This window comes from Nonomuraea sp. AD125B (assembly GCF_041402765.1).
In the GTDB taxonomy this organism is placed as follows: domain Bacteria; phylum Actinomycetota; class Actinomycetes; order Streptosporangiales; family Streptosporangiaceae; genus Nonomuraea; species Nonomuraea bangladeshensis.
The window spans coordinates 13,323-39,482 of sequence record NZ_JBGLOU010000026.1 but is presented as its reverse complement, the minus strand read 5'-3'; the positions used below and the strand labels follow the sequence as shown (position 1 = coordinate 39,482).

Below are 26,160 nucleotides of genomic sequence, written 5' to 3'. Positions count from 1 at the left end.
CGACTCTAGAGCCCGGTGTGGGCGGCGAGGAAGCTCAGCGTGTCGGCCGACAGGTCGACCGAGCGGCTGACCGAGCGGGCGCCGTGGCCCACCTCGGTCTCGTTGCGCAGCAGCACCGGCCGGTCGGAGGTCGTCGCGTGCTGCAGCGCCGCGCACATCTTCCAGGCGTGCAGCGGGTGCACCCGGGTGTCGGACTGGAAGACGGTGAACAGCGTCGCCGGGTATTCCACGCCCTCCTTGACGTGGTGGTACGGCGAGTAGCCCCAGAGCCAGCCGAACTGCTCGGGGTCGTCGGCGGAGCCGTACTCGACGTTCCAGGTCGCGCCCAGGCCGAACAGCTCGTACCTGACCATGTCGAGCAGCGGGGCCGAGCACACCACGGCGGCGTACAGGTCGGGCCGCTGGGTGAGCGCCGCGCCCACGAGCAGGCCGCCGTTGGAGCCGCCGGAGATGCCGAGCTGCCCGGCCGTGGTCACCCCGGTGGCGATCAGGTGCTCGGCCGCGGCGTGGAAGTCGTCGAAGACGTTCTGCTTGTTGCCCAGCATGCCGTCGCGGTGCCACTGCTCGCCCTCCTCGCCGCCGCCGCGCAGGTTGGCGATGGCGTAGACGCCGCCGGCCTCCACCCACGCGAGGATCGAGGCGGAGTAGCCGGGGGTCATGGAGATGCCGAAGCCGCCGTAGCCGTAGAGGATCGTCGGGCGGGGGCCGCTCGCCTCGCCGGGCGGCGAGATGACCAGCATCCGGACGTCGGTGCCGTCCGCGGAGCGGTAGACGACCTGCTCGGTGCGGACGTCCGGCACCTCCACGGCGCCCGGCGAGGCCGCCCACAGCGTGGTCTCGCCGGTGCGGGCGTCGTAGCGCTGGATGGTGGGCGGGGTGGTGTTGTCGGTGTAGCCGAACCAGGCTTCGTGGCCGCCCTCGGGGCGCTCGGCGATGCCGCCGATCGAGCCCAGGCCGGGCGTGGGCACCTCGCCGAGGCGCTCGCCGGTCTCCAGGTCGTGCAGGGTGAGCTCGCTGATCGCGTGGCGGGTCCAGCCCACCAGCAGCACCGGGCGCTCCAGGTCGTCGAGGATGGCGAAGTCGTTGAGCACCGCCTCGGGGTCCTCGGGGATCAGCTCGCGCCAGGTGTCGTAGCCGGGCTCGGCCGGGTCGGTGACGCACACCCGGCCGCGGGAGGCGTCGCGGTCGGTGTGGACGTACAGCCGGCCGTCGCGGCCGAAGACCAGCCCCGCCTGCGCGTCCACGCCCTCCTGGACGACCCTGAGGTCGGGCCGGTCGGCCGGGGACGCCGTCAGGTCGGCCACCCAGAGGTCGTTGCGCGGCGCGGTGCCCTCGTGCGCCGAGACCTGCAGCCAGCGGCCGTCGCGGGAGACCCCGACGCCGTAGTAGTTGGTCATCTTCAGCCCCTGGCCGAAGATCATGACGTCGTCCTCCGTGGAGGTGCCGACGCGGTGCAGGTAGACGCGGCGGTGGAACTGGCTCTCGTTCTCCGGCACCTCGGTGCTCGGCAGCCGGCGCACGTAGTAGAACGCCTCGCCGCCGGGCAGCCAGGCCACGGGGGAGTAGCGGCAGCGGTCGATCGGCCCCTCGACCCGGGCGCCCGTCGCCACGTCCATGATGTAGAGGACGGACTCCTCGTTGCCGCCCACCGAGATCTGGTAGGCCAGCAGCCGCCCCTCCTTGTCGGGCTGGACGGCGTCGAGCGTGGTCAGCCCGGACGGGTCGATGGCCATCGGGTCGATGAGCGCCCGCTCGGTGCCGTCGGCCTCGACGACGTAGTAGACCGCGTGCTCCTGGTCGGGCGTGCGGCGGCTGAAGAAGTAGCGCTCGCCGCGCCAGGCGGGCACGCCGACAGAACCGGACCGCAGCAGCTCGGCGATGCGGCTCTTGAACCGTTGCGGCCCCCTGCTCCGGCTGAACAGCTCGCTCTGCGCGAGCAGCCACCCCTTAGTCTCTGGACTGTCGGGATCCTCCAGCCATCGATAAGGGTCCGGTACGGGCGTTCCGTGCAGTTCGTCGATGATGTCTTCGCGACGCGCGGTCGGGTACGGCTCTCGGGTCATGCAGGGAACCCTACTGCCACGGAGCAGGCGTAAAACGCAGGTGAAGCGGGCATAAAACGTACCGTGCGTCCCTTTGGTCAGTCCGGTGAGTGGTTATGGGGTGGCGGGGACAGCGCTGCTAACGCCAGACTTGCTGACAGGACGGTGCCGTGGTGACCATCCGCTGGGCCGTCCGGCGGAGGTCCACGTGACGGAAGCACGAGTGCCCCAGGAGGGGCCGATAGCCGGGACATGCCACGGCATGTCCCCTCTCATACGCAAGCAGCGGGGAGAGGCCCGATGACGCGCCAGGTCCTGCTGCTGAACGCCACTTACGAGCCGCTCACCACGCTCTCCCTGCACCGCGCCGTCGTGCTGGTGCTCCGGGGCAAGGCCGACGTCGTGCACCGCGACGGCAGGGGCGCCGTGCTGCGCTCCGCCAGCTGCACGCTCGACGTGCCCTCGGTGATCAGGCTCCGCAGATATGTCCGCATCCCTTACCGGTCACGCATCCCCCTGACCAGGGCGGCGCTCATGCGCCGTGACAACTACCGCTGCGCCTACTGCGGGCAGCGGGCCGAGACCATCGACCACGTCATCCCGCGCTCGCGGGGCGGCACGCACACGTGGGAGAACTGCGTGGCGTCCTGCACCACCTGCAACCACAGCAAGGCCGACAAATACCTGGAAGAGCTGGGGTGGACGCTCCGCGTCCTCCCGGCGGTGCCGCGCGGGGCACACTGGCGGCTGATCGGCGCCTCCCTCGTCGGCGACCCCCAATGGGCGCCCTACCTGGAGGCGGCGGCCTGACCGCCTGCTTTGTCCGGGCAGGCCGGTGCCTGGCACCATGCCAGGCATGTGGACCTTCACCTCGGACCCCGAGGAGTACGCCGCGGTCGCCGAGCCCTTCCTGCTCGGCGACCCGGTGGGCAACACCGTCCCGCTGACCGTGCTGGCCGACCTGCGCGCCGGCACGCCGGCGAAGGACCCGCGATTCGGCTGGTGGACGGTGGGCGGGCAGGTGCGCGGGGCGGCCTTCCGCACGCCTCCTTACCCGATCGGGCTCGCCGTGATGCCGGTCGAGGCGGTCGCGCCCCTGGTCGAGGCGCTCGGCAGGGCCATCCCCGCGCTGGTCGGCCGGGTCGAGCTGACCGACGAGGTCGTCCGCCTGATGGGGCCGCCCGCGCGGACCGTCGCCGAGCGGCTCTACCGGCTCGGCACGCTGAGCGTCCCCGAGGTGCCGGGGCGGGGCAGGCTCGCCACGCCCGCCGACTTCCCGCTGCTGGTGAGCTGGTACCACGCCTTCGGCGAGGAGGCCGGGCTCGGCGAGGGCGACCCGGCCGAACGGGTGGCCCAGCGGCTCACCCGGCGCGAGCTGTTCGTGTGGGAGGACGGCGGCGCGCCGGTCGCCCTCGCGGCGCTGTCGCAGCCGGCGGGCGGGGTCTGCCGGATCGGGCCGGTCTACACGCCGCCCTCGCGCCGCCGGCGTGGCTACGGCTCCGCGGTCACCGCCCACGTCAGCCAGGTCGGGCTCGCGGAGCGGGGCGAGGAGGTCGTGCTCTTCACCGACCTGGCCAACCCCACCAGCAACGCCATCTACCAGGCCATCGGGTACGAGCCCGTGTCCGACTACGCGCACATCACCTACGCTTAGGCCATGCCGCGTTACGACTTCCGCTGCCGCGCGTGCGGCTCCACGTTCGAGGTGTCCCGCCCCATGTCGGCTTCCGACGCGCCGGCGTCCTGCCCCGAAGGCCACGACGACACGGTGAAGCTGCTGTCCACGGTCGCCATGACCGGCGGCGCCGCCGCACCCCGCCCGAGCGGTGGCGGCGGCGGTTGCTGCGGCGGGGGCTGCTGCTCCTCCTGACCCCGAAAGGCCGGGGTTGCTGTTTCCCCCTGACCCCTGATCCCGGGGCGGCGGTGCGCCGGCCGCCCCGGGCGTCCTGGCGCTAGGCCGCGCCGGCCCTGACCCGCTTGCGGCGCTGGAACGGCAGGAACCGGTCGGCCAGGTGCGGCCGCGCCGGCGTGAGCGTGGGCTCGACCGCGAGGATGCGGTCGAACCGGAAGGCCCTGATCCCGCGGCGCATCCGGCACACGCCGACGAGATACCAGTATTCGCGGTGCACCAGGCAGGTCACCGGCTCGACGTCGCGGACGGTGACGTTGCCCCCGGCGTCGCGGTAGTGCAGGCGGATCATGAGCCGGCTGGTGATGGCGTCGGCCATCAGCCTGGCCCGGGAGGCGATCTCCAGGGGCAGCGGCTCGGTCAGGGTGGTGAGCGTGGCGGCGATGACGTCGTCGTCGAGCTCCAGGTGCTGGAGCGCGTGCTGCAGGCCGCGCCGTGCGGTGACGGCCTGGGGTCCCGCGCCGAGGTGGGCGAGGGAGAGTGCGAGGGCGGCGATCTCGGCGGTCGTCAGCGGGCGAGTATCGTGCTTCACGACTGTCGTCATACCCAAAGAATACGGACCGCGACCGACATTTTTCGAAAACCTGTCCGGAAGGACAGGTGCCCGGACACGCGGAAGCGGCGGGTGGGAAACCCGCCGCTTCGGACGCCGGACTACTTCGACAGTTGTGACAGGTCCCGCGAGGCCCCCGTCGAGGCGGAGGTCGTCATCGCGGCGTAGGCCTGCAACGCCACGCTCACCGGCCGGTTGCGCTCGCGCGGCCGGTAGCCGCCCAGGTCGGCCAGCAGCCGCTCACGCCGCGCCGCCAGCTCCGCCTCGGGGACGCGCAGCTCCATCGACCGGCCGGGGATGTCGATCTCGATGAGGTCGCCGTCCTCGACCAGCGCGATCGTGCCGCCCTCGGCCGCCTCGGGGGAGGCGTGGCCGATGGACAGGCCCGAGGTGCCGCCGGAGAAGCGGCCGTCGGTGACCAGCGCGCACGCCTTGCCGAGGCCCTTGCCCTTGAGGAACGAGGTCGGGTAGAGCATCTCCTGCATGCCGGGGCCGCCCTTGGGGCCCTCGTAGCGGATGACGACGACGTCGCCCTCCTTGACCCGCCCGCCGAGGATGCCCTCGACGGCCTCCTCCTGCGACTCGAACACCACGGCGGGGCCGCTGAAGCGCCAGATCGACTCGTCCACGCCGGCGGTCTTCACCACCGCGCCGTCGCGCGAGATGTTGCCGTAGAGCACCGCGAGGCCGCCGTCGGCGGTGTAGGCGTGCTCCAGGTCGCGGACGCAGCCCTCGGCCCGGTCGAGGTCGAGGTCGTCCCAGCGGTTGTCCTGCGAGTACGCCTTGACCGTGCGCACGTTGCCGGGCGCGGCGTGCCAGAGCTCGACGGCCTCCGGCCGGACGGCGGGCGACTTGACGTCCCAGCCGGCCAGCAGGTCGGCCAGCGTGCCGCCGTTGACCGTGGGCACGTCGCGGTGCAGCAGCCCGGCCCGGTCGAGCTCGCCCAGGATGGCGGGGATGCCGCCGGCCCGGTGGACGTCCTCGACGTGGTATTTGCTGGTCGCCGGGGCGACCTTGCACAGGCACGGCACCCGCAGCGAGATCTCGTTGATCTCCTTGAGGCCGAAGTCGACCTCGGCCTCGCGGGCCGCGGCCAGGATGTGCAGGATCGTGTTGGTGGAGCCGCCCATGGCGACGTCGAGCGCCATGGCGTTCTCGAACGCCTCGCGGGTGGCGATCGAGCGCGGCAGCACCGACTCGTCGCCCTCCTCGTAGTAGCGGCGGGTGATCTCGACCAGCGTGCGGCCGGCGTCCTCGAAGAGCTGCTTGCGCGCCTTGTGCGTGGCCAGCGTGGTGCCGTTGCCGGGCAGCGCCAGGCCCATCGCCTCGGTCAGGCAGTTCATGGAGTTGGCGGTGAACATGCCGGAGCACGAGCCGCAGGTCGGGCAGGCGCTCTCCTCCATCGCCAGCAGCTCCTCATCGCTGACCGACTCGTCGGCGGAGGCGATCATCGGGTCGATGAGGTCGAGCTTGCGGCCAGGGGTCTTGCCTGCCTCCATCGGGCCGCCGGAGACGAAGACCGTCGGGATGTTGAGCCGGAAAGCGGCGAGCAGCATGCCCGGCGTGATCTTGTCGCAGTTGGAGACGCAGATGAGCGCGTCCGCGCAGTGCGCGTTGACCATGTACTCGACCGCGTCGGCGATCAGCTCGCGGGACGGCAGCGAGTAGAGCATGCCGCCGTGACCCATCGCGATGCCGTCGTCGACCGCGATCGTGTTGAACTCGCGGGGGATGGCGCCCGCCTCGCGCACCGCGCCGGCGACCACGTCGCCGACCTCGCGCAGGTGCACGTGACCGGGGACGAACTGCGTGAAGCTGTTGGCGATGGCCACGATCGGTTTGCCGAAATCGCTCCCGGCTACGCCGGTCGCCCGGAGCAGGGCCCGGGCACCGACCATGTTCCTGCCGTGAGTGACCGTACGTGACCTGAGGGCGGGCATCGCGCTTCTCCCATCGCTGTCGAGTCTTCACATGGTACGACCACCGCCCGGTGACTGAGACAAACCGTCCACGCTTCGGACGAGGCGACGACCCGGCGGGAGAGCGCGCGAAAGCGCCGCACGCCCGCCCGGGGAGGCGGCGTGCGGCGCTGCCGGTCGTCCGTCAGCCTTCGCCGTAGCGGGGAGGCAGCACCTTGCCGGCGATCTCGAAGATCTTCTCGATCTCGGCGTCGGTCAGCGCCCGCTCCCGCTTGGTGATCCACTTGCGGGCCCGGTCGCCCTGGTAGACGTCCACGCCCCGGATCGTCATGATCTTCCACGGCACGGGCGGCCCGTAGATCGCGAGCGAGGGCACGACGGGCACCTCGCGCCCGAACGACGCGCTGATCAGCTCGCTCGCCCTCGACGCCTCGAACTTGGCGTGGGTCAGCCGCTCCTTCTGGTCGAACGGCCCGTGGAAGAGCTTCTTGGCCATCTGCACGCGGACCGGGAGGCGCTTGTCCCACTTCTCGGAGTCGACGGCGTAGACGCCGGTCGGGCCGACCACGAGGTGGTCGATCTGCTGCTCGGTGTCGGGGATCGCGCGGGCGTGCAACGTGCGGTAGCCCAGGCGTTCCAGCTTGCGCAGTTGTGCCTCGGTGCGCCGCTCGGCCACGGAGGCGCGCCGCCAGGCGGGCACGGACGAATTGGAGCGTGCCCGGTAGGCCGCCTCCAGGATCGCCGCGACCACGCCCGCGGTCACGCCGATCCGCCAATCCTGCGCCAGGAAGCCCACCACGATCGCCGCGGCGACGCCCACCAGCAGGCGCGTGCGCCACCGGCGGAAACGCGGTTGTGCCAGCAGCTCGCGCACGGACGCGCGTGGCACGGGCGCGTACGTGGAGGTGGGCGCCGATGGCGTCGAGGCGGCGGTCCGCTCGCTCTCCGGCCGGTCGCTCACCCAGATCGGTGACGCGTTGTGACCGTCTTCTCGCTGGTTGTCGGTGTCCACGTGACTCACCGTAGCCCGGAAATCTTGCCGAATCCTAGTGTTGCCCTGTCCATAGTTTTATGGCCCAGCTCATCGTGTTCCACGCCCGTTTTCGGGGTATTAACTACGTTCTTCTCTAGAGAAGTGCCCCCTCACCCATGATCATAACTCCCGCCCCCGCCGGGGTCTGGCCGGACTCGCACACGAGGTTTACGTTCGTGGTGTGAACAGCGCGGCAGAGATCCTGCTCTATCTCTTCGGGGTGTCCTCAGGGCTGTTCGTGCTGATCAGCCTGCTGGTCATGCTGCCGGGACGCGGCGCGCAGCGGCGCGCGGAGGCGGGGCCGGTCTGGCTCGGCGGGCCGTTCCGCAGCGAGCGCGGCGTGAGCACGTCGGGGCTCGTCCTCGCCGACCGGGTGGCGCACTGGGCGGAGGTCCCCGAGAACGACTGGGTGTCAGCGGCCGAGACGGCGGAGCCGAGCCGGCACGTCGGCGGCGCCTCGGCCGGATGGTGAGGTGACGATGGGAGCACCGAGATGCGCGGACTGACCAGCGCCCAGGCCGACGACCTCCGCCAGGCCCTGCACACCGCCGAACGGCGGAGCGGGCTGCGCTTCGGGCTCTTCCTCGGCGCGCCCGCCGCCGGCGGCCGGCGGCACTTCGCCGAACGCCTGCACGCCGCGCTCGGCACGGAGTCCGCCGACGCCGTGGTGGTGCTGGTGGACCTGCACGGGCGCGGCATCGAGATCGTCACCGGCGAGCGCGCCCGCGCCCGCCTCGGCGACGCCGCCTGCCGGCTGACCGCGATGTCCATGGCCACGGCCTTCAGCGCCGGCGACCTGATCGGCGGCCTGCTGCACGGCATCAACGCCCTCGGCGAGCAGGCGACCGCCCGCCGCTGACGCGGGCGCGCGCGGAGGTCAGGCGGCCTCGTGCCGTTCGAGCAGCCGCACGACGTGCTCGCTGACGCCGTGCAGGAGCGTGGAGGGCTCGATGGCGGCGTCGGCGATGGCGGCGAACAGCGCGGGCAGCCCCGGCAGCGGGAACCCGTCGTCCTTGGAGGCGGCGGCGCCGATGGGGTTCTTGTCCAGCGCCAGGCGGCTGCGCTCCCAGGCGTCGAGCACCTCCTCCGGCGACGGCACCCCGAACCCGTGCCCCACGGGCGCGGCGTGCCGCAGCCGCACCAGCGGGGTCTCGGCGAAGGCCAGCGCCGTGCGGGCGCGCAGTTGCAGGTCGGCCCGGGGCTCGGGATCGATCCAGTCCATCGACGTGCAGGGGTTGCGGCAGGTGGCCACGCACACCGCCAGGGCGCCCGCGACCTGGCTGTGCTGCCGGTCGAAGTAGGCCCGCCAGCCCTCCGCCGGCTCCACCGACACCCGCAGGGTGCGGTTGGTGGCCGACTGCTCGGACTTGGTGTGGTCGCACTCCCGGTCGCCGATCACCCCGAACCTGCTCCCCGGCGCGCTCAGCCCGGCCGGCCAGCGGGCCGGATCGCCGGCGTGGCCGAGATGCGGCTCGAACGCCAGCAGCGGCAGGTATTCGCTGGCGATGTGCACGGCGGCGATCATCGGGCTCAGCTCCCGCCGGTGCCACCGCACCGCGATGGCCTCCAGCAGCAGCCCGTACGCCGGCCGCAGCGACTCCAGCGCCCCCCGCGGCTGCTCGCGCGGCGTCTGCGGCATGTGGCAGGCCCGGGCCCGGCGCCTCAGCTCGGCGGGCACCACCCTGGCCTCGGCCGCGAAGTCCTCCGCGTCGAGGGAGAGCAGCCGCTGCCCGAACTCGCACACCTCCGCGATCTCCGCCGCCGGCGCGAGCGCGCCGAGGTCGGCGAAGGCGTAGCGGCGGGCCAGGGCGATGAGCAGGTCACGAGTCGTCTCCACGGGACGACCTTCTCACGATCGCCGAGTGTTCGCGTACACCGGCAAAGCGCGCGGGCAGCCGATTCCGGGCACCCTGCTACGGGCAAACGGTCACGGGCACGGCTCGCGGACGCACTGGATGTCGCCCGGTGGGTCGCTCGGCGGCTCCGTCGCCGGCTCCTCCGGGCCGGATGACTGCGTGGGCTCGGAGGTGGGCTCCTTCGTCGGCTCCTTGCTCGGCTCGGGCGTGGTCGGGGCCGCCGTGGGCGTCTGCGTGGCCGACGCGGTCGGCGTGACCGTCACCGACGGGGTGGGCAGCGGGTCGGCGCCCTTCGTCGGCACGGCGGTCGGACTCTGCCGGACCGGAGGCACACTCTGCTGCCGGGAGGGGGCCGGGGTCTTGGGGCCGGTGGTGGCCGTGGTGTCGGTCACGCTGGTCGGCGTCACCGTGGCCTCGCTCGACGAGCGGTCCGGGCGCAGCCACACCGCTCCGGCGACGCCGGCCGACACCAGCACCGCGGCGGCGACGGTGAGCGCCACCCGCGCCGTCCGCCGCACACGCCGCTCGGGACGGGCGGGCAGGGTGCCGGCGGAGGCCCCGCCCGCGATGCCGCCTGCTGGTCCGCCTGCCGTCCCGGCCGTCGCGCCGGGATCGGTCCCGTGAACGCCGCCGCCCGGGAAAGCTCCCAGCCCTCCGGCCGCGACCGCACCCGCGACGCCGGTGCCCGGCGCCGCCGTGGGCCCCGTGTCGCCGGCCCCGTACGGCACGACGTCGGGGGCGGCCAGGGCCTGCCGGGCGGCCGCGGCCATGGCGGCGGCCGACTCCCAGCGCTGCTCGGGCGTCTTCTGCAGCGCCCGCGTCACCACGGCCCGCGGCCCTGCGGGCACCTCGCCGGGCAGCTCCGGCACCGGCGAGTTGAGGTGCTTGAAGATGATCTGCACGGGCGTTTCGCCCTGGAACGGCGGCCGCCCGGTCAGGCACTCGTACGCCACCACGCCGAGCGCGTAGACGTCGACCGCCGGCGTGACCTCGCTGGAGGTCGCCATCTCCGGCGCGCAGTAGCCCGCCGAGCACAACATCTGCCCGGTCGCCGTCAGGTGCCCCGCCGAGACCGAGTGCGCGATGCCGAAGTCGGTGAGCGCCACCCCGCCGCCCTCGCGGACCATGAGGTTGGCCGGCTTGACGTCGCGGTGCACGATGCCCTGGGCGTGCGCGGCGGCCAGCGCGTCGCCGACCTCGGCGACCAGCCGCATGGCGGCGGCCGGGTCGAGCGGGCCGCGGCGCAGCACCCGGTCGAGCGACTCGCCCCGCACGTGCTCCATGACGAGGAAGGTGACCTGGCGGCCGGAGATCTCGCAGGTGCCGTAGTCGTAGACGTCGACCACGCCGGGATGGGTGAGCGTGGCCATGGCCCTGGCTTCGTTCTGGAACCGCTGGGCGAAGGTGGCGTTCTCGGTCAGCGCGGGCGTCATCACCTTCACCGCGACCGAGCGGCCGAGCACCTTGTCCTCGGCACGCCAGACCTCGCCCATGCCGCCGCCGCCGAGGCGACCGGCCAGCACGTAGCGGTCGTTGAGCGTGGTCCCGGCGCCTAGCACGTAGTCGAATCTAACACCGGCTCTGAGGTGGCAGGACCAAGTCGGCGCGGGTGTCGGACGTCCCGCCCGTCCCCGCCCTCGCAGGTAGGGAACACTGACCTCACGGGTATGGTGCGCCGGGCGGAGCGGCACTCCGCCCGGCGCGCGGGATCAGGACGCCGCCGCGTCCTTCTCCTGGTTGCGCAGGGCGCGGCGGACGCCGTCGGCGCCCTCCAGGATCAGCCGGCGCAGCGCCTGCGGCGGCTGCTCGGCCGCGAGGTAGTCCTCGGCGGCCCGTACGGTCGCCTCCTCGATGAGCAGCGCGGGGAAGCAGCCCACCGCGAACGACGACGCCTGGTCGAACGTCCACTCCTTGTAGATGCGCCCGACCTCGGCGAAGTACTTCTCCCGGTACGGCGCGAGCAGCTCGGGGTGGTGCGGGTCCTGGAACCCGCCGATCGTGGCGCGCGCGATGTGGTTGGCGAGCTCGCCGCCCACGACGCGCTCCCACGCCGCCGCCTTGGCCTCGGCGGTCGGCAGCGCGGCCCGGCACTGGGCGGCCGAGCGCTCACCGGTCGCCGTGGGGTCGCGCTCCAGCTCGGCCGCGATGCCCGCCTCGTCGATCCGGCCGCCGACGACCAGCGCGTGCACCAGGCTCCAGCGCAGGTCGGCGTCCACGGTCAGCCCGTCGGGCACGGAGGTGCCGTCCAGGATGCCGGCCAGCAGGTCGAGGTCCTCGCCCGAGGTGGCCGCCGGCGCGAACGCGTGCAGGTAGGCGAGCTGGTGGTCCGAGCCGGGCGCGGCGGCGGCGAGCAGCGAGCGCAGCTCGTCGGCCAGCAGCCGCAGGCCCTCGGCCCGCCAGGCCGGGTCGGCGTACTGCTGGACGGCCTGGCGGGCCTGCCGCAGGATCGCCTGGAGCACGGTGAGGTCGGTGACCACGCTCGCGCCCGAGATGACCAGCCGGACGTAGTCGCGGGCCGGCATCTCGCCGTCGCGGGTCATGTCCCAGGCCGCCGACCAGCACAGCGCGCGCGGCAGCGAGTCGGTGAACGCGGCGATGCCGCCGTTCACCAGCGTCCGCAGCGAGTCGTCGTCGAGGCGGATCTTGGCGTAGGTGAGGTCGTCGTCGTTGATCAGCACCAGGTCGGGCCGCTCCGCGCCGACCAGCTCGGCCACGGGCGTCCGGGCGCCGACGACGTCCAGCTCGACCCGCTTGGTACGGGTCAGCGCGCCGTCCACCAGCGAGTACAGGCCGACGGCGATGCGGTGCGAGCGCAGCGTCGGATAGTCGGCGGGAGCCTCCTGCAGCACCTCGAAGCGGGTGAAACGGCCGTCCTCGACGTCGAACGACGGGCGCAGCGTGTTGACCCAGGCGGTCTCCAGCCAGTCCTTCGACCAGGCCGACAGGTCCCGGCCCGAGGTGCGCTCCAGCGCGTCGAGCAGGTCCTTCAGCTCGGTGTTGCCCCAGGCGTGGTCGGCGAAGTAGTCGCGCACGCCGGCGAGGAAGTTCTCCAGCCCCACGTACGCGACGAGCTGCTTGAGCACCGAGGCGCCCTTGGCGTACGTGATGCCGTCGAAGTTGACCTCGACCGCCTGCATGTCGGGGATGTCGGCGGCGATCGGGTGGGTGGAGGGGAGCTGGTCCTGACGGTAGGCCCAGGCCTTCTCCACGTTCGCGAACGTCGTCCAGGCGCCCCTGCCCCACCGCGTGGCCTCGGCCTGGCAGAGCACCGACATGTAGGTGGCGAACGACTCGTTGAGCCACAGGTCGTCCCACCAGCGCATGGTGACGAGGTCGCCGAACCACATGTGCGCCATCTCGTGCAGGATCGTCTCGGCGCGCCGCTCGACCAGGGCGTCGGTGACGCGGGAGCGGAAGACGTAGTCCTCCAGGAACGTCACGCAGCCCGCGTTCTCCATCGCGCCGGCGTTGAACTCGGGCACGAAGAGCTGGTCGTACTTGCCGAAGGGGTAGCGCACCCCGAACACCTTGTGGAAGAAGTCGAAGCCCTGCCGGGTGACCTCGAAGATGTTGTCGGCGTCGAGGTGCTCGGCGAGCGAGGCGCGGCAGTAGATGCCGAGCGGGATGCCGTCGTGCTCGGAGGTCGCCTTGTGGTACGGCCCGGCCACCAGCGCGGTGATGTAGGTGGACATGACCGGGGTGGTGTCGAACGTCCACCGCTTGGCCGCCTGCACGGTGCCGTGCCGCCCGGCCTGCTCGGGCAGGCTCTCGACGTTGGTCGCGGCGGCGTTGGAGACGACCTCCCAGTCGGCCGGGGCCAGCACGGTGAGCTGGAAGGTGGCCTTGAGGTCGGGCTGGTCGAAGCAGGCGTACATCCGGTGGGCGTCGGCCGTCTCGAACTGCGTGTGCAGGTAGACGCCCTGGTCGACCGGGTCGACGAAACGGTGCAGGCCCTCGCCGGTGCGCATGTAGGAGCAGTCGGCGTCCACGCGCAACTCGTTCGACTCGGCGATCGAGGGGAGCGGGAAGCGGCCCTTCTCCGCGTCGTAGGCGGACACGTCGAGGTCCTCGCCGTTCAGGGTCACCTGGCGGACGTGCGCGCCGTGCAGGTCGATGAAGGTGGACGAACCGGGGACCAGGCCGGAGAAGCGGACCGTGGTGACGCTTTCGAAGCGCTCCTCACCTTCCGTCAGATCGAGGGCGACCTCGTACGACTCGACCTTCAACAGCTTGGCGCGTTCGCGCGCTTCGTCCCTGGTCAGGTTGCCTGCCAAGTTCCGCTCCTTTTCAACCGCTTCGTCGGGGTTGTCGGTATCCTGTCACGGCGGGAATAGGATCCGAGCCACCCCAGGTTATGGCCCCACATGGCTGAGAAGATTCCCGTGGACCTCTGGTTCGATCCTTCCTGTCCCTTCGCATGGGTAACGTCACGGTGGCTGCTCGAAGTCGAGAAGGTTCGGCCCATCGAGCCCCGCTTCCGCTTCATGTCGCTCCACTACCTCAATGAGGGCAAGGACGTGCCCGCCGAATACAAGGAGCGGGCGCTCAAGGCGCACGGATCGGTCCGCGTCGTGGCGGCCGCCGCCGCCAAGCACGGCGAGGAGTACATCGGCCGGCTCTACACCGAGCTCGGCACCCGCCTGCACAACGAGGGCCTCGGCAAGGACCCGGAGAAGCTGCGCGAGATCAACGAGGCCGCCCTTGAGGCCGTGGGCCTCGACCCGCAGCTCGCCGACGCCATGGAGTCGGACGAGTGGGACGCCGGCATCCGCGCCTCGCACGACGAGGGCATCACGCTCGTCGGCCAGGAGGTCGGCACGCCGATCATCCGCGTCGGCGCCAACGCCTTCTTCGGGCCGGTCATCACCAGGATCATCAGGGGCGAGGACGCCGGTCGCCTGTGGGACGGCGTCGTCGCCGTGACGGAGTTCGACGACTTCTTCGAGCTGAAGCGCACGCGCACCCGCCGCCCGCAATTCGACTGAAAACCCGCTGTCAGCGCATTACGGATACCCCGCGGGGAGGAAAGACCCTGATCGCGGTGGAGAATCCTCATCCCCGGCTCAGTGAACCTCCCTCGCGAACGCCGGGACGCGCTGTCAGGATGGGGACATGCGTCAGCTGTACATCGGCGGCTCCTGGACCGCCTCAGCGTCCGACGAGTCCATAGAGGTCGTCAACCCGGCCACAGAAGAGGTCATCGACCACGTGCCCGCCGGCTCTCCCGACGATGTGGAGTCGGCCGTGGCCGCGGCGCGAAGAGCGTTCCCGTCCTGGTCGCGCAGCGCGCCGGCCGAACGCGGCAAGCTGCTCGCCGCCGCGGCCGAGCTGCTGAAGCAGCGCGCCGACGACGTCGCCGCGGCGATCGCCACCGACATGGGATCGCCGCTGGGCTTCGCGCTCAAGGTGCAGACCCTGATGCCCGCGGGGGTCCTCGCCTCCTTCGCCCACCTGGCCGAGAGCCATCCGCGCGAGCAGCGCGTCGGCTCCTCCCTGGTCGTCAAGGAGCCCATCGGGGTGGTCGCGGCCATCACGCCGTGGAACTACCCGCTGCACCAGATCGTCTGCAAGGTGGGCGCGGCGCTGGCCGCCGGGTGCACCGTCGTGCTCAAGCCGAGCGAGGTGGCGCCGCTGGCGGCGTACGAGCTGGCCGGCATCCTCGACGAGGTGGGCCTGCCACCGGGCGTGCTCAACCTCGTCAGCGGGCGCGGGCCGGTGGTCGGCGAGGCCATGGCCGCCCACCCCGAGGTCGACATGGTCTCCTTCACCGGCTCCACCGCCGCGGGCCGCCGGGTGGCCGCGCTCGCCGCCGAGACCGTCAAGCGGGTGGCGCTCGAACTCGGCGGCAAGTCCGCCAACATCATCCTCCCCGACGCCGACCTCAAGCTCGCCGTCAAGGTCGGCGTGGCCAACTGCTTCGTCAACGCCGGGCAGACCTGCTCGGCCTGGACCCGCATGCTCGTCCACCGCGACCAGTACGACGAGGCCGTCCGCCTGGCCGTCGAGGCCGCTCGCGGCTACACCGTCGGCGACCCCTTCGACGAGTCCACCCGGATCGGCCCGCTGGTCTCGCAGGTCCAGCGCGACCGGGTGGTCCGCTACATCAACCGCGGCCAGGAGGAGGGCGCCCGGCTGGTGGCCGGCGGCACCGAACGGCCGCACGAGCGCGGCTTCTACGTCGAGCCCACGGTGTTCGCGGGTGTCGAACCCGGCATGGCGATCGAGCAGGAGGAGATCTTCGGGCCGGTGCTGTCGGTGATCCCTTACACCACCGAGGACCAGGCCGTCTCCATCGCCAACGGCACCCGCTACGGCCTGGCCGGCGCGGTCTGGGCGGGCACCGAGGAGCGCGCCCTGGGGGTGGCCCGCCGCCTGCGCACCGGCCAGGTCGCCGTCAACGGCGGCCGGTTCAACCCGCTGGCCCCGTTCGGCGGCTACAAGCAGTCGGGCGTCGGCCGCGAGCTCGGCGAGTACGGCCTGGAGGAATACCTGGAGATCAAGTCGCTCCAGCTCTGACGCCCGCCGGCGGGCGGCTCAGACCAGCAGGCCCCCGCTGGCGATCAGGTTCTGGCCGGTGACCCACCGCCCGTCGGGCCCCGCCAGGAACGCCACCACCGAGGCGATGTCGTCCGGCCGCCCCAGCCGTCCGAGCGCCGTGAGCGCCTGCGTCCGCTCCAGCGCCTCGGGCGGGTTGGCGCCGCGCAGCATGTCGGTGTCCGTCGCGCCCGAGGAGACGACGTTGACGGTGATGCCGCGCCCGCCCAGCTCCCGCGCCGCCACCTTGGCGAACTGCTCGACCGCGCCCTTGCCGCCGCAGTAGAGCGCGAGCGTCGGGGCGGGCACCTGCGTGTTGAGCGAGGAGATCGTGACGATGCGCCCGCCGTCGCGCATCACCCCGGCGGCCCACCGCAGGGCGAGGAGGACGGCGCGCACGTTCACCGCGAACGAGCGCTCGAAGTCGTCGTCCGTGAGGTCCGCGAGCAGCTTCTGCCCGGTGGTGGTGGCCGCGTTGTTGACGAGGATGTCCACCCCGGGCAGCCGGGCCTCCGCCTCGGCGAACAGCCGCTCCAGATCCTCCTTGACGCCGAGGTCCGCCCGCACCGCCGTCGCGCCCGTCTCCTTCGCGACCCGCAGCGCGGCCTCCTCCGACCGCTCGTAGCAGAAGACGACCTCGGCGCCGTCCTGCCGCAACCGCTCCACGACGGCTCTGCCGATGCCACGGGAGCCACCCGTGACCAACGCGCCCTTGCCGGAAAGCCCCTTGCCGGAAAGCACAGTCATGCGGCCACGCTACGCCTCGGGGTCAGGCGCGCGACATGATCCCGCGGGCCTCGTCGCGCGGCAGGCGGTCGACGTACAGGCGGCCGTCGAGATGCTCGACCTCGTGCTGGAAGCAGCGCGCCAGCGAGCCGCGGGCGCGTACGCGCACCGGCCGCCTGAGCCGGTCCACGCCCTCCACGGTCACGCCCGCCGCGCGCGCGACGGGGGCGTAGATCGGCCGCCCGGTGCGCCGGTCGGGCACCGACAGGCAGCCCTCCTCGTCGGCGATCTCCTCCGGGTCGTCCACCGTCAGCACCGGGTTGATCACGTGGCCCTTGCGCCGGTTGATGTCGTAGACGAACAATCGCCGCGACACGCCGATCTGCGGGGCCGCCAGGCCCACCCCGTCGACCGCGTACATCGCCTCGAACATCTCCTCGATCAGGCGGCGCAGCTCGCGGTCGAAGTCCGTGACCGGCTCGGCGGGCGTGCGCAGCACGGGGTCGCCGATGACGCGGATCTCTCGCATGATCCCTGCCTTCGTAAGGGGTGGCGGACGGAAGTGATCCTTACTCTAGTGCGCGAGCCGCCACCCCGGGGCTGTGGAAGACTGGGCGGGTGCGTGTCTACATCGGTGCCGACCATGCCGGCTATGAGCTCAAGAACCACCTCGTGTCCTGGCTGAAGGACCACGGGCACGAGGTGACCGACTGCGGTCCCTTCGTCTACGACGCCGAGGACGACTATCCGGCGTTCGTGCTGCGCGCCGCCGAGGGCGTCGCGGGCGACCCGGCGAGCCTCGGCATCGTCATCGGCGGCTCGGGCAACGGCGAGCAGATCGCCGCCAACAAGGTGCGCGGCATCCGCGCGGCCCTGGCCTGGAGCGAGGACACCGCGCGCCTGGCCCGCGAGCACAACAACGCCAACGTCGTCAGCATCGGGGCGCGCATGCACTCCCTCGACGAGGCCACCCGCTTCGCCGAGGTGTTCCTGGGCACGCCCTTCTCCGGCAGCGAGCGCCACAGCCGGCGCATCGCGCAGCTGGCCTCGTACGAGACGATCGGCCAGCTCCCGCCGCTGCCCTGACTAGCTGTTCTGCCCTTTACGCCGGGTCTCGCGCTTCGGCATCTCGTCACGCAGGGGCCGCCGGTCGGCGGCCTCCTGCTGCTCCTTCGCCGGGCGCGACACGTCGCGGGCGCGCATGGCGATCGTCGCGGTGATCTGCAAGCTCTGCAAGGCCATGCCCCGAGCGTACGTCCGAAGCCCCGGCCCCTGGGAGTGGCGGCCCTGGAAGACCCGGCCCTAGAAGACCGGCCCTAGAAGACACGGCCCGCCCACGGCCTGGGGCTCCAGGACATCGCGGTGGCGAGGTCGCGCACCGCGCCCGGGGTGTGCTCGCGCAGCAGCCCCGCGCCGAGCATCGGGCCGAGCTGCCCGTCGCCCAGATACGCCGAGCCCAGGGCCGCCACCGGCACCGTGAGGTCCGGCTCGTCCTCGACCTGCTTGCACTCCGCGCCCGACGGGTCCGCGGTGAGCCGCCAGCGGCCGGCGTTCCACGGGCACACGTCGTCGTCCACCTCGATCACCAGGTCCACGGGGGCGGCGTAGGCGCGGGCGGCCAGTGCGCGGTCCACCTCGACCAGGCGTACCCACAGCTCGTCGCCGTAGGTCGCGCGGAGCTGGCGCGGGTCGGCCAGGAGCGTCTGCAGGGGGTCGTCCACCGGACGTCTGCCCGCCCGCAGCGTGGTCACGAGGTCCCGGTCCAGCAGGTGGCGCCACAGCAGCGCGTACGCCGCCGGATCGCTCGCCTCCAGCTCATGGAGCCGCACCTCGCCCTCGGGTACCCCGTTGTCGTCCCAGGACGACTTGATTCGGAACAACGCGTACCCGCGCACGCCCCCGTCGTCCTCCGCCAGTACGCAGCGCAGCGCGCCCATCCCGCCCCGGTCGGACTCGTCGTCGGCGAGGCTGCTGTTCCAGAAGGCGGCGTGCCGCTCGTAGCGGCCGGGCCGGGCGGTCACCACGGAGGCGAACAGGGCCTCCAATTCGTCCCGCACCTCGGCCGGCGGCGTCACCCTGATCCGCAACGACGGGTCCGCGGGCGCGTCCGGCACGAACGCCGCGGCACGCTTGGTGATGCGGAAGGACAGCTCGCTCGCGGCCCGGCCGTAGCCGAAGCGGCCGTAGATGCCCGACTCGGAGGCGTACAGCGCGGCCACAGCCTCCCCCCGCTCGCGGATGTCGGCGAGCTGGCGGCGCATCATCTGCGACAACACGCCGCGGCGCCGGTGCGAGGGCAGCACGCTCACGGACGTCACCCCGCCCACGGGCAACTGCCGCCCGCCGGGAAGCGTCATCCTGAGGCTGAGGGTGTCGGTGGTGCCCACCATGACCTCGCCGTCGAAGACGGCCAGCGTCCGGTCGAACTCGGTCTCGGCCTTGAACCGCTCGATCATCCCGGGCGGCGCGGTCCAGCCGAACCCTTCGTTCATGACGTTGACGTACGCCGTCCACTCGGATTCGGCGATCGGACGGATGGGGAAGCTCATCCGTCCACGGTAGGAGCGGGCAAAGGGGGAGAGCCACCGAATATCCGCACGTAATGATCAAGGCCTTGGTCAAGTGGACTGCCCAAACGGGATGCGGACCGATACAGTCAGGCCCATCATGAGTTCCCGTCCGGCGCCGCTGATCCCGCCACGGGTCCGCGCCGCGCTGGCGCGGGTGCCCTTCCTCGTGTCCATCGTCCGCTTCGTCCGCAGAGGGCCGCTCGCCCGCGACCGCAATCTGCTCATCACGCTCGCCGTGCTCGCGCTGCTCATCGGGGTGCTGGCCGGCCAGGTGTCCACCGAGTGGTTCTCGCCGTCCCTGCTCATCCTCGTCACCCTGGTCGGCGGGCTGCAGCTGCGCCTGCGCAGCCTGGTCGTGCTGCTCGTGGCGGTGGGCGCGGCGCTCGGCTACGTCGCGGTCACGCTCGGCGCGGGCAGTGTCGGGGTGGGACTCATGGTGACGATCGGGTTCACCACCGTGCTCGCCGTGCTCATGGCGCGCACCCGCGGCAAGCTCGGCGTGCAGGGGCTGCGCGGTGACGCGATGCTGCTGGAGCTGCGCGACCGGCTCAAGAGACAGGGCGAGCTGCCGCCGCTGCCCAAGGACTGGGGCGCCAAGGTGGTGCTCAAGCAGGCCGGCGGGTCCTCCTTCGGCGGGGACTTCCTCGTGTCCATGCGTGACGGCGACAGCGTCGAGATCGCCCTGGTCGACGTCTCCGGCAAGGGCGTGGACGCGGGCACCAGGGCGCTGCTGCTGTCGGGGACGTTCGGCGGCCTGCTCGGCTCGGTCGACGACTTCCTGCCCGCCTGCAACGCCTACCTGCACCGCCAGCGGGGCGACGAGGGCTTCGTGACCGCCGTGCACCTGCGCCTCGACCTCGCCACGGGCGACTACACGATCACCTCGGCCGGCCATCCGCCGGTGGTGAAGTTCGACGCCGGCACCGGGAGCTGGCAGGTCGCCGCGGCCAAGGGCGTCGTGCTCGGCGTGGTGCCCGACCTGCACTGCGAGCCCGACAGCGGCACCCTGCGCAAGGGCGACGCGCTGCTGCTGTTCACCGATGGGCTCATCGAGCAGCCCGGCCGCGACATCGACGCCGGGCTCGACCGGCTGCTCGGCGAGGCCGAGCGGCTGCTGCCCTCGGGGTTCCGCGACGGCGCCCGCGCGCTGGTCAACGCCATGGCCTCGGGGCACAACGACGACTGCGCGCTGGTGCTCATCTGGCGGCCGTGACCCTGACGTTCGACACGGGCCAGGTCGTGAGAAGGGCGTACTGTCAACGCCTGCCCAAAATGTCTGAGGCCCTTGAGGACCGGGGAAGTCGACTACCCTGAAGCTGTCTGGACCGTCCGCCTTGCCCTGGAGCGCGCATAGATGAACTGGCTCTATCTGGTGGGGATCATCCTCTTCCTGCTCGGGTTGATGTTCTCCATCGCGCTGCACGAGATCGGCCACCTCATCCCCGCCAAGCTCTTCGGGGTCAAGGTCACCCAGTACATGGTGGGCTTCGGCTCGACCGCCTGGTCCAGGCGCAGGGGCGAGACCGAGTACGGCATCAAGTGGATCCCGTTCGGCGGCTACATCCGCATGATCGGCATGCTGCCGCCGCGCCCCGGTGACGACCCGAACAAACTGCGCAACACCGCCACCGGCCCCTGGCAGGGCCTCATCGAGTCGGCCAGGGACGCCGCCCAGGAGGAGGTGCGGCCCGGCGACGAGGACCGCGTCTTCTACCGCAAGAAGTGGTGGCAGAAGATCATCATCATGTCCGGCGGGCCGCTGATGAACTTCGTGCTCGCGTTCGTCTTCTTCAGCATCCTGCTGGTCGGCATCGGCCTGCCCGCCTGGGCCCCGGTCGTCTCGCCCGAGACCTCCACCTGCGTGATCCCGGTCAGCGAGCAGCGCAAGACCTGCCAGGCCGGCGACCAGCCCACTCCCGCGGCGCAGGCCGGGCTCAAGCCCGGCGACCGGATGGTCACCTTCGACGGCCAGAAGATCACCACGTGGGAGGACGCCACCCGGCTCATCCGCTCCCACGGCCCCGGCCCGGTCGAGCTGGGCGTCGTACGCGACGGCAAGCCGCTGACGCTCGACGTCACCCTCATCGCCCAGGACCGCCCCAACCTCCAGGACCCGAGCAAGATCGACAAGAACGTCGGCTTCCTCGGCGTCCTGCCCACCGAGGTCATGCAGCGCCAGAGCATGGGCGCGGTCGTCGGCTACATGGGCGAGCTGACCGGCCGCGTGGCGGGCTCCCTGCTGAACCTGCCGGACAAGATGGTCGGCGTCTGGCACGCGGCCTTCTCTGGCGAGAAGCGCGACCCCGAGGGCCCGGTCGGCGTCGTGGGCGCGGGCCGCATGGGCGGCGAGATCCTGGCCAGCGACCTGACCAACGAGAAGAAGATCGCCATCTTCGTCAACCTGCTGGCCGGCTTCAACCTGGCGATCGGCATGTTCAACCTCATCCCGCTGCTGCCCCTGGACGGCGGGCACATCGCCGGCGGGATCTGGGAGGGCATCAAGCGGGCGTACGCGAAGATCATGCGACGGCCGGAGCCGAAGTACGTGGACATCGCGAAGGTGCTGCCGCTGACGTACGCGATCGCGCTCGTCATGATGGTGATGGCCGGGCTCCTGGTCTACGCCGACCTGGTCAACCCGCTCACCCTGACCGGCTGACCGGCGACCCTACTTCCCAGGCCGGCTGTTGGAGCAATGTGGCGGTCGCGCCAGGACCGTGAGTTCTGGACGCAGGAGGAAGACCCCGTCGAAGAGCAGTACGGCGTCTGGGGAAGCGGGCGCGGCCGCGGGGGACCACGGTGTGTCGGAACCTCCGATCTCCGACCGGGCCCAGCGAATCGAGCAGGACCCGGCACGATCGCGGGGGTCGAAGTAACAGCCTTCGGCCGACTACCGGCCGCGTCGATAGCGCTGCGCACGGGCGAAGAGGAAGTCGTCGACGGTCACGCGGATGGTGTCGCGGTCCTGCGCGCGCAGGACGACGGCGAGCTCATCGGCCGACGTGGTCCTACCGGCGGCGGGCGGCCCGCCGACGACGACCCGCAGCGGGTGCGCGGCCGCGACGGACCCGATCACCTCGACCAGCCGGCTGATGAGCTCGCCGCGGCCCGCTCAGCCCTCGTCCCCATACGAGTAGGGGGCGACCGACACCCCTTCGACGATCGACCGTTCGTCCTCCTCGTCCGCGTCAGGGTCCAGATCGAGAGCCCACAGAGATCCCATCGACCACACGGAGAAGCCGGCGTGGAAGGTGAACCCGATGTCCGAAGACGTGCCCGTGTGGCCCTTCGCGGCCAGCTCGGAAACCACCTCGTCCATGAACCGGTAGGTCAGCTGCACGCCGTCGAAGAACACCTCTTCCCCACCGTGGCCCGAGTAGGCGATCTCCACCAGCTCGACCCGGTCGTCCGGGTCGTAGTGGACGATCAACATGGGAGCGGTGTCGTAGACGTTCTTACTGCCGGGGCCATGCACCGGGGCCCCGATCCGGCCCTCAACCTCGGCTCGCTGGTCCCCGACCTTCACCAGGGCCACACCCGCGCCCGGAAGTATCTCCATGCGCCCATAGTCTGCCGACTGATGACCCGCGCCCGGACGCACAAGGCCCCTCCCGCATCGGAAGGGGCCTTGAACTGGTCGGGGCGACAGGATTTGAACCTGCGACTTCTTGCTCCCAAAGCAAGCGCGCTGCCAAGCTGCGCCACGCCCCGCTTCGCCGAGTGCGCATGCGCCCCGGGACTCCGGTACGCTTACGCTCTGACGACCGGATGAAGTCTAGACCAGAGTTCGACCGGTTCGCGCGGACGTAGCTCAATGGTAGAGCCCTAGTCTTCCAAACTAGCTACGCGGGTTCGATTCCCGTCGTCCGCTCCAAGCACGAAGGCCCAGGTCAGGGAGTTGATCCCGAGTCTGGGCCTTGCTGTTATCCGACCTTGTCTCTCTGACCGTGCCACTCACGCGCCGCTCGTCTCGTCGGCCTGACCGCCCCTTGCCACCCGCCGCGCTTCCCCGAGCGCCTGAGTGGACGGCCCCACCATGGCGAGCCGATCCTTGCGCCACCGTCGTACGTCTGCCTCTCGGATGCCGGTCAGACTGCGATTGCCGACAGCCGGGGCAAAGTGGTTCTTGAGCAAGCTCCGGTAGAGATCTTCCATCGTGGGCTTGATCACGCTGCCGGAGATCCACTGCTCGGCGTATGCGCCGAACGAGATCTTCACCAGCCAAAGATCAGCGTCATGGTACCTGCCGGAGGGAAGCGCTCGGATGCTGCCGAAGTGTCGTCGGGCACCGGCCATCATGCAGCCCTCCCTCGCCCTGCGGTGACCGGCTCAACCACGTTGCCGGCGAGGAAGGCTCCAAGGCGGCGGCCCTCCGCGCTGCGCGTGCGGCCTTGGGCCGTTCTCGCGCGGGAGCCGCGCGGGCTGAGGAAACAGGGGTCACCTATGATCAGCATGACGACAGGAGGCTCAGCGATCTTCCATCCGTTCGCGCTCTTCGTGCTCGTGATTCTGCTCGGCGGAGTTGCCCTGTTCGTTGTGATGAGCATCCAGCTCTGGAAGCTGTTCTGTGCAGGCGACGCCTGCGGCGGGGGCACTCGGCTCCGGGATGATCGCGAAAGCGGTCCAGCCTTCGAGTAGTCAGTGGCTGAGGGCCCGATCTTCCCGTCCGCCACGTCCCGGGCAGAGCCCAGCAGTCAGTCGCACGCGGCTGCCTGGCCTTTCCCTTCTCGTGATCGACACGTCCGCGCGGCGGGAGTAGCGTCGCCTCGTGACCTGGGTCGAGATCGTGCAGACGCTTGCCCTCGTGTCCGTGGCCATCACGCTGGTCATGAGAGCGCGGCGGCGCGGCAGGAATGCTCAGAACCACCGGCAGCTCCGTACGGGGATCATCCTGATGTTCGCCTGCTGGTTCGGCGCGATGCTGCTCGTGCGGATCACGGCCTGGACAGCCTGATCCGAGGTCGGCGGGGGGCGATCGTAAGCTGAGAAGGATGATGCGCGCGCGACCGATCTCCCGTGACGTCCTGGTCGAGGAGCTGGCCGAGCTGATCGCCGGCCGGCCGCGGGAGGCATGGGTGCGGGTGGCCGTGGACGGCGCCCCCGCGGCGCGGCCGGAGGCGCTGGCCGACGAGCTGGTCGCCCCGCTGCGGTTGCGCGGGAGGCCGGTGCTGCGGGTGTCCGCCGGCGACTTCCTGCGTCCGGCGTCGCTGCGGCTGGAGCACGGCAGGACCGATCCCGACGCCTTCTACGAGGACTGGCTGGACGTCAAGGCGTTGCGGCGGGAGGTGCTGGAGCCGCTGGACGCGGGCGGGTCGGGGCGGGTCCTGCCGGCGCTGTGGAACAGCAGCGTGGACCGCGCCTACCGGGCGCCGTACGAGGAGCTGCCGCCCGGCGGGGTGGCGCTGGTCGACGGGACGTTGCTGCTGGGGCACGGGCTGCCGTTCGACGTGAGCGTGCACGTGTGGCTGTCGCCGGGCGCGCTGAGCCGCGGCACGCCGGAGGAGGAGCGGTGGCGGCTGCCCGCGTACGAGCGCTACGAGCGCGAGGCCCGCCCCCAACGCTCGGCCGACGTCGTCGTCCGGGCCGACCACCCCGATCGGCCGGCGGTGTTGACCGGTAGCTGAGAGTTACTGGATTGCCGTGCGTAACGGGCGCAGACTGAAACAGTGATCCCGAGCAACTGGTACAACATCGTTCCCGACCTGCCCGCTCCTCCGCCGCCGCCGCTGCACCCGGCCACCCGCGAGCCCGTCGGGCCGGACGACCTGGCCCCGCTGTTCCCGATGGAGCTGATCGCGCAGGAGGTCAGCGCCGAGCGGTTCGTCCCGATCCCGCAGGAGGTCATGGAGGTCTACCGGCTCTGGCGGCCGACGCCGCTGATCCGGGCCCGCCGCCTGGAGCGGGCCCTCGGCACGCCGGCCAGGATCTACTACAAGTACGAGGGCGTCTCACCGGCCGGCTCCCACAAGCCGAACACCGCCGTCCCGCAGGCGTACTACAACGCCAAGGAAGGCGTCCGGCTGCTCACGAGCGAGACCGGCGCGGGGCAGTGGGGATCGTCGCTGGCCTTCGCCTGCGCCCAGTTCGATGTGGAATGCCAGATCTGGATGGTGCGCGCCTCCTACGACCAGAAGCCCTACCGCCGCTCGCTCATGCAGGTGTACGGGGCGACGGTGCACGCCAGCCCGTCCCCGGTGACCGGCGCGGGCAGCAAGGTCCTGGCCGACGATCCGGACTCGCCGGGCAGCCTCGGCATCGCGATCAGCGAGGCCGTCGAGGTGGCGGCCGCGACCCCCGACGCCCGTTACGCGCTCGGCTCGGTGCTCAACCACGTGCTCATGCACCAGACGCTCATCGGCGAGGAGGCACTGGAGCAGCTCCCCGAGCTGCCCGACCTGGTCATCGGCTGCACGGGCGGCGGCTCCAACTTCGCCGGGCTGATGTTCCCGTTCCTGCGCGAGAAGCTGGCGGGCCGCCTGGACACGGTGTTCCGCGCGGTCGAGCCGGCCGCGTGCCCCTCGTTCACCCGCGGCGTGTACGCCTACGACTTCGGCGACACCGCCGGCCTGACACCGCTGCTCAAGATGCACACGCTGGGCCACTCGTTCGTACCGGACCCGATCCACGCGGGCGGCCTGCGCTATCACGGCATGTCGCCGCTGCTGTCGCACATGTACGACCTGGGCCTGTTCGAGGCCGTCACCCGAGCCCAGAGCGAGTGCTTCGAGGCCGGCGTCCGCTTCGCCCGTACCGAGGGCATCGTGCCGGCCCCCGAGCCCACGCACGCGCTGGCCGAGACGATCGCGGAGGCGTTGCGCTGCAAGGAGAGCGGCGAGGAGAAGGTCATCCTGACCGCGCTGTGCGGCCACGGGCACTTCGACCTCGCGGCCTACGACCGGCACCTGGGCGGCGAGCTGGAGGACTACACGCTGCCGCAGGAGCGCATCGACCAGGCGCTCACGGAGCTGCCGACCTGACCTCGATCGCCGGGTGGCCGCAGGAGGCGGCCACCCGGCGG

General features: G+C 71.5%; 28 protein-coding genes and 2 tRNA genes. 15 read left to right on the top strand and 15 right to left on the bottom strand.

Annotation, left to right across the window (positions count from 1 at the left end; genetic code table 11):
* Window positions 1–5: 5 nt before the first annotated feature.
* Window positions 6–2,063 (bottom strand): prolyl oligopeptidase family protein, encoded by a 2,058-nt coding sequence (locus ACBR40_RS43740; protein WP_371252542.1) that lies wholly within the window; start codon window positions 2,061–2,063, stop codon window positions 6–8.
* A gap of 279 nt (window positions 2,064–2,342) precedes the next feature.
* Between ACBR40_RS43740 and ACBR40_RS43735 the strand changes: the two genes are divergently transcribed.
* Genes ACBR40_RS43735 through ACBR40_RS43725 form a run of 3 tightly spaced genes read left to right on the top strand, consistent with a single transcriptional unit; the run spans window position 2,343 to window position 3,912 of the window.
* Entirely contained in the window at window positions 2,343–2,852 is a 510-nt protein-coding gene (locus ACBR40_RS43735) for an HNH endonuclease (RefSeq protein ID WP_329591958.1), read from the top strand.
* Between the two features lie 46 nt (window positions 2,853–2,898).
* Window positions 2,899–3,696 carry a GNAT family N-acetyltransferase gene (locus ACBR40_RS43730; protein WP_344207109.1) on the top strand — a complete coding sequence of 266 codons (798 nt, stop codon included), beginning with the start codon at window positions 2,899–2,901 and terminating at the stop codon, window positions 3,694–3,696.
* 3 nt (window positions 3,697–3,699) lie between these two features.
* Window positions 3,700–3,912 carry a zinc ribbon domain-containing protein gene (locus tag ACBR40_RS43725; protein WP_344207110.1) on the top strand — a complete coding sequence of 71 codons (213 nt, stop codon included), beginning with the start codon at window positions 3,700–3,702 and terminating at the stop codon, window positions 3,910–3,912.
* Between the two features lie 82 nt (window positions 3,913–3,994).
* Here ACBR40_RS43725 and ACBR40_RS43720 read toward each other — a convergent pair whose 3' ends face one another.
* The 3 genes from ACBR40_RS43720 to ACBR40_RS43710 form a co-directional block, all read right to left on the bottom strand.
* Window positions 3,995–4,495 (bottom strand): WYL domain-containing protein, encoded by a 501-nt coding sequence (locus tag ACBR40_RS43720; protein WP_177241217.1) that lies wholly within the window; start codon window positions 4,493–4,495, stop codon window positions 3,995–3,997.
* 110 nt (window positions 4,496–4,605) lie between these two features.
* On the bottom strand, window positions 4,606–6,444 hold the full coding sequence (gene ilvD / locus ACBR40_RS43715) for a dihydroxy-acid dehydratase (RefSeq protein ID WP_344207113.1): 1,839 nt from the start codon (window positions 6,442–6,444) through the stop codon (window positions 4,606–4,608).
* Window positions 6,445–6,607: 163 nt separating this feature from the next.
* Window positions 6,608–7,435, bottom strand: coding sequence for a nuclease-related domain-containing protein (locus ACBR40_RS43710; RefSeq protein WP_344207114.1), 828 nt, complete (start codon window positions 7,433–7,435; stop codon window positions 6,608–6,610).
* Between the two features lie 202 nt (window positions 7,436–7,637).
* Between ACBR40_RS43710 and ACBR40_RS43705 the strand changes: the two genes are divergently transcribed.
* Both ACBR40_RS43705 and ACBR40_RS43700 read left to right on the top strand, forming a co-directional pair.
* Window positions 7,638–7,928: a hypothetical protein gene (locus ACBR40_RS43705; protein ID WP_344207115.1), complete on the top strand. Its 291-nt coding sequence runs from the start codon at window positions 7,638–7,640 to the stop codon at window positions 7,926–7,928.
* A 21-nt stretch (window positions 7,929–7,949) separates the two neighbouring features.
* Complete coding sequence (locus tag ACBR40_RS43700) at window positions 7,950–8,315, top strand: DUF5130 family protein (RefSeq protein WP_344207116.1); 366 nt, start codon at window positions 7,950–7,952, stop codon at window positions 8,313–8,315.
* A gap of 18 nt (window positions 8,316–8,333) precedes the next feature.
* Here ACBR40_RS43700 and ACBR40_RS43695 read toward each other — a convergent pair whose 3' ends face one another.
* The 3 genes from ACBR40_RS43695 to pepN form a co-directional block, all read right to left on the bottom strand.
* The gene (locus ACBR40_RS43695; RefSeq protein WP_344207117.1) at window positions 8,334–9,293 is read right to left on the bottom strand and encodes a hypothetical protein; all 960 of its coding nucleotides are present in this window, start codon (window positions 9,291–9,293) and stop codon (window positions 8,334–8,336) included.
* A 90-nt stretch (window positions 9,294–9,383) separates the two neighbouring features.
* Complete coding sequence (locus tag ACBR40_RS43690; RefSeq protein ID WP_371252541.1) at window positions 9,384–10,871, bottom strand: protein kinase; 1,488 nt, start codon at window positions 10,869–10,871, stop codon at window positions 9,384–9,386.
* Between the two features lie 150 nt (window positions 10,872–11,021).
* Window positions 11,022–13,586 carry an aminopeptidase N gene (gene pepN, locus ACBR40_RS43685; protein ID WP_371252540.1) on the bottom strand — a complete coding sequence of 855 codons (2,565 nt, stop codon included), beginning with the start codon at window positions 13,584–13,586 and terminating at the stop codon, window positions 11,022–11,024.
* 90 nt (window positions 13,587–13,676) lie between these two features.
* Here pepN and ACBR40_RS43680 point away from each other — a divergent pair, with 90 nt between their 5' ends.
* Window positions 13,677–14,297 (top strand): disulfide bond formation protein DsbA, encoded by a 621-nt coding sequence (locus ACBR40_RS43680; RefSeq protein ID WP_371252539.1) that lies wholly within the window; start codon window positions 13,677–13,679, stop codon window positions 14,295–14,297.
* A 127-nt stretch (window positions 14,298–14,424) separates the two neighbouring features.
* Window positions 14,425–15,828, top strand: coding sequence for an aldehyde dehydrogenase family protein (locus ACBR40_RS43675; RefSeq protein ID WP_371252538.1), 1,404 nt, complete (start codon window positions 14,425–14,427; stop codon window positions 15,826–15,828).
* An 18-nt stretch (window positions 15,829–15,846) separates the two neighbouring features.
* Here the strand turns inward: ACBR40_RS43675 and ACBR40_RS43670 are convergent, their stop codons facing one another.
* A complete protein-coding gene (locus ACBR40_RS43670) occupies window positions 15,847–16,593 on the bottom strand; it encodes an SDR family oxidoreductase (protein ID WP_371252537.1) in 747 nt (248 codons plus the stop codon).
* A gap of 22 nt (window positions 16,594–16,615) precedes the next feature.
* Window positions 16,616–17,101, bottom strand: a complete 486-nt coding sequence (gene def / locus ACBR40_RS43665; RefSeq protein ID WP_344207123.1) for a peptide deformylase — start codon at window positions 17,099–17,101, stop codon at window positions 16,616–16,618.
* Between the two features lie 89 nt (window positions 17,102–17,190).
* On the opposite strand from def, the gene ACBR40_RS43660 reads away from it, so the two are divergent.
* Window positions 17,191–17,658: a ribose-5-phosphate isomerase gene (locus tag ACBR40_RS43660; protein WP_344207124.1), complete on the top strand. Its 468-nt coding sequence runs from the start codon at window positions 17,191–17,193 to the stop codon at window positions 17,656–17,658.
* On the opposite strand, the gene ACBR40_RS43655 is transcribed toward ACBR40_RS43660, so the two are convergent.
* Together ACBR40_RS43655 and ACBR40_RS43650 are read right to left on the bottom strand one after the other, a co-directional pair.
* Window positions 17,659–17,814 (bottom strand): hypothetical protein, encoded by a 156-nt coding sequence (locus tag ACBR40_RS43655; RefSeq protein WP_344207125.1) that lies wholly within the window; start codon window positions 17,812–17,814, stop codon window positions 17,659–17,661.
* A gap of 74 nt (window positions 17,815–17,888) precedes the next feature.
* Window positions 17,889–19,121 carry a GNAT family N-acetyltransferase gene (locus ACBR40_RS43650; protein WP_371252536.1) on the bottom strand — a complete coding sequence of 411 codons (1,233 nt, stop codon included), beginning with the start codon at window positions 19,119–19,121 and terminating at the stop codon, window positions 17,889–17,891.
* 118 nt (window positions 19,122–19,239) lie between these two features.
* On the opposite strand from ACBR40_RS43650, the gene ACBR40_RS43645 reads away from it, so the two are divergent.
* Complete coding sequence (locus tag ACBR40_RS43645; protein ID WP_344207127.1) at window positions 19,240–20,355, top strand: PP2C family protein-serine/threonine phosphatase; 1,116 nt, start codon at window positions 19,240–19,242, stop codon at window positions 20,353–20,355.
* Between the two features lie 141 nt (window positions 20,356–20,496).
* Window positions 20,497–21,801, top strand: a complete 1,305-nt coding sequence (locus ACBR40_RS43640; protein ID WP_344207128.1) for a site-2 protease family protein — start codon at window positions 20,497–20,499, stop codon at window positions 21,799–21,801.
* A gap of 231 nt (window positions 21,802–22,032) precedes the next feature.
* On the opposite strand, the gene ACBR40_RS43635 is transcribed toward ACBR40_RS43640, so the two are convergent.
* The 3 genes from ACBR40_RS43635 to ACBR40_RS43625 form a co-directional block, all read right to left on the bottom strand.
* On the bottom strand, window positions 22,033–22,218 hold the full coding sequence (locus ACBR40_RS43635) for a hypothetical protein (RefSeq protein ID WP_371252535.1): 186 nt from the start codon (window positions 22,216–22,218) through the stop codon (window positions 22,033–22,035).
* Window positions 22,219–22,254: 36 nt separating this feature from the next.
* The gene (locus tag ACBR40_RS43630; RefSeq protein WP_371252534.1) at window positions 22,255–22,701 is read right to left on the bottom strand and encodes a hypothetical protein; all 447 of its coding nucleotides are present in this window, start codon (window positions 22,699–22,701) and stop codon (window positions 22,255–22,257) included.
* A 75-nt stretch (window positions 22,702–22,776) separates the two neighbouring features.
* Window positions 22,777–22,853: transfer RNA gene (locus ACBR40_RS43625), tRNA-Pro, on the bottom strand.
* Window positions 22,854–22,942: 89 nt separating this feature from the next.
* Here ACBR40_RS43625 and ACBR40_RS43620 point away from each other — a divergent pair.
* Window positions 22,943–23,016: transfer RNA gene (locus ACBR40_RS43620), tRNA-Gly, on the top strand.
* A gap of 80 nt (window positions 23,017–23,096) precedes the next feature.
* Here the strand turns inward: ACBR40_RS43620 and ACBR40_RS43615 are convergent.
* A complete protein-coding gene (locus ACBR40_RS43615) occupies window positions 23,097–23,360 on the bottom strand; it encodes a hypothetical protein (protein ID WP_371252533.1) in 264 nt (87 codons plus the stop codon).
* 225 nt (window positions 23,361–23,585) lie between these two features.
* Between ACBR40_RS43615 and ACBR40_RS43610 the strand changes: the two genes are divergently transcribed.
* The 4 genes from ACBR40_RS43610 to ACBR40_RS43595 all read left to right on the top strand — a co-directional run bounded on the left by ACBR40_RS43610 (window position 23,586) and on the right by ACBR40_RS43595 (window position 26,119).
* Window positions 23,586–23,780: a hypothetical protein gene (locus ACBR40_RS43610; protein ID WP_371252532.1), complete on the top strand. Its 195-nt coding sequence runs from the start codon at window positions 23,586–23,588 to the stop codon at window positions 23,778–23,780.
* Between the two features lie 130 nt (window positions 23,781–23,910).
* The gene (locus ACBR40_RS43605; protein WP_371252531.1) at window positions 23,911–24,096 is read left to right on the top strand and encodes a hypothetical protein; all 186 of its coding nucleotides are present in this window, start codon (window positions 23,911–23,913) and stop codon (window positions 24,094–24,096) included.
* A gap of 37 nt (window positions 24,097–24,133) precedes the next feature.
* The gene (locus tag ACBR40_RS43600; RefSeq protein ID WP_344207134.1) at window positions 24,134–24,766 is read left to right on the top strand and encodes a uridine kinase; all 633 of its coding nucleotides are present in this window, start codon (window positions 24,134–24,136) and stop codon (window positions 24,764–24,766) included.
* A 42-nt stretch (window positions 24,767–24,808) separates the two neighbouring features.
* Entirely contained in the window at window positions 24,809–26,119 is a 1,311-nt protein-coding gene (locus ACBR40_RS43595) for a TrpB-like pyridoxal phosphate-dependent enzyme (protein ID WP_371252530.1), read from the top strand.
* Window positions 26,120–26,160 lie beyond the last annotated feature (41 nt).

What these genes read in the sequence shown, in the direction of transcription:
- ACBR40_RS43730 (WP_344207109.1), top strand. Translation starts at nt 2,899, where the DNA reads ATGTGGACCTTCACCTCGGACCCCGAGGAGTACGCCGCGGTCGCCGAG.
- ACBR40_RS43640 (WP_344207128.1), top strand. Translation starts at nt 20,497, where the DNA reads ATGAACTGGCTCTATCTGGTGGGGATCATCCTCTTCCTGCTCGGGTTG.
- ACBR40_RS43740 (WP_371252542.1), bottom strand. Translation starts at nt 2,063, where the DNA reads ATGACCCGAGAGCCGTACCCGACCGCGCGTCGCGAAGACATCATCGAC.
- ACBR40_RS43680 (WP_371252539.1), top strand. Translation starts at nt 13,677, where the DNA reads ATGGCTGAGAAGATTCCCGTGGACCTCTGGTTCGATCCTTCCTGTCCC.
- ACBR40_RS43645 (WP_344207127.1), top strand. Translation starts at nt 19,240, where the DNA reads ATGAGTTCCCGTCCGGCGCCGCTGATCCCGCCACGGGTCCGCGCCGCG.
- ACBR40_RS43725 (WP_344207110.1), top strand. Translation starts at nt 3,700, where the DNA reads ATGCCGCGTTACGACTTCCGCTGCCGCGCGTGCGGCTCCACGTTCGAG.
- ACBR40_RS43675 (WP_371252538.1), top strand. Translation starts at nt 14,425, where the DNA reads ATGCGTCAGCTGTACATCGGCGGCTCCTGGACCGCCTCAGCGTCCGAC.
- ACBR40_RS43700 (WP_344207116.1), top strand. Translation starts at nt 7,950, where the DNA reads ATGCGCGGACTGACCAGCGCCCAGGCCGACGACCTCCGCCAGGCCCTG.
- ACBR40_RS43720 (WP_177241217.1), bottom strand. Translation starts at nt 4,495, where the DNA reads ATGACGACAGTCGTGAAGCACGATACTCGCCCGCTGACGACCGCCGAG.
- ACBR40_RS43610 (WP_371252532.1), top strand. Translation starts at nt 23,586, where the DNA reads ATGATCAGCATGACGACAGGAGGCTCAGCGATCTTCCATCCGTTCGCG.
- def (WP_344207123.1), bottom strand. Translation starts at nt 17,101, where the DNA reads ATGCGAGAGATCCGCGTCATCGGCGACCCCGTGCTGCGCACGCCCGCC.
- ACBR40_RS43650 (WP_371252536.1), bottom strand. Translation starts at nt 19,121, where the DNA reads ATGAGCTTCCCCATCCGTCCGATCGCCGAATCCGAGTGGACGGCGTAC.
- ACBR40_RS43735 (WP_329591958.1), top strand. Translation starts at nt 2,343, where the DNA reads ATGACGCGCCAGGTCCTGCTGCTGAACGCCACTTACGAGCCGCTCACC.
- ACBR40_RS43600 (WP_344207134.1), top strand. Translation starts at nt 24,134, where the DNA reads ATGATGCGCGCGCGACCGATCTCCCGTGACGTCCTGGTCGAGGAGCTG.
- ACBR40_RS43655 (WP_344207125.1), bottom strand. Translation starts at nt 17,814, where the DNA reads ATGGCCTTGCAGAGCTTGCAGATCACCGCGACGATCGCCATGCGCGCC.
- ACBR40_RS43630 (WP_371252534.1), bottom strand. Translation starts at nt 22,701, where the DNA reads ATGGAGATACTTCCGGGCGCGGGTGTGGCCCTGGTGAAGGTCGGGGAC.
- ACBR40_RS43670 (WP_371252537.1), bottom strand. Translation starts at nt 16,593, where the DNA reads ATGACTGTGCTTTCCGGCAAGGGGCTTTCCGGCAAGGGCGCGTTGGTC.
- ilvD (WP_344207113.1), bottom strand. Translation starts at nt 6,444, where the DNA reads ATGCCCGCCCTCAGGTCACGTACGGTCACTCACGGCAGGAACATGGTC.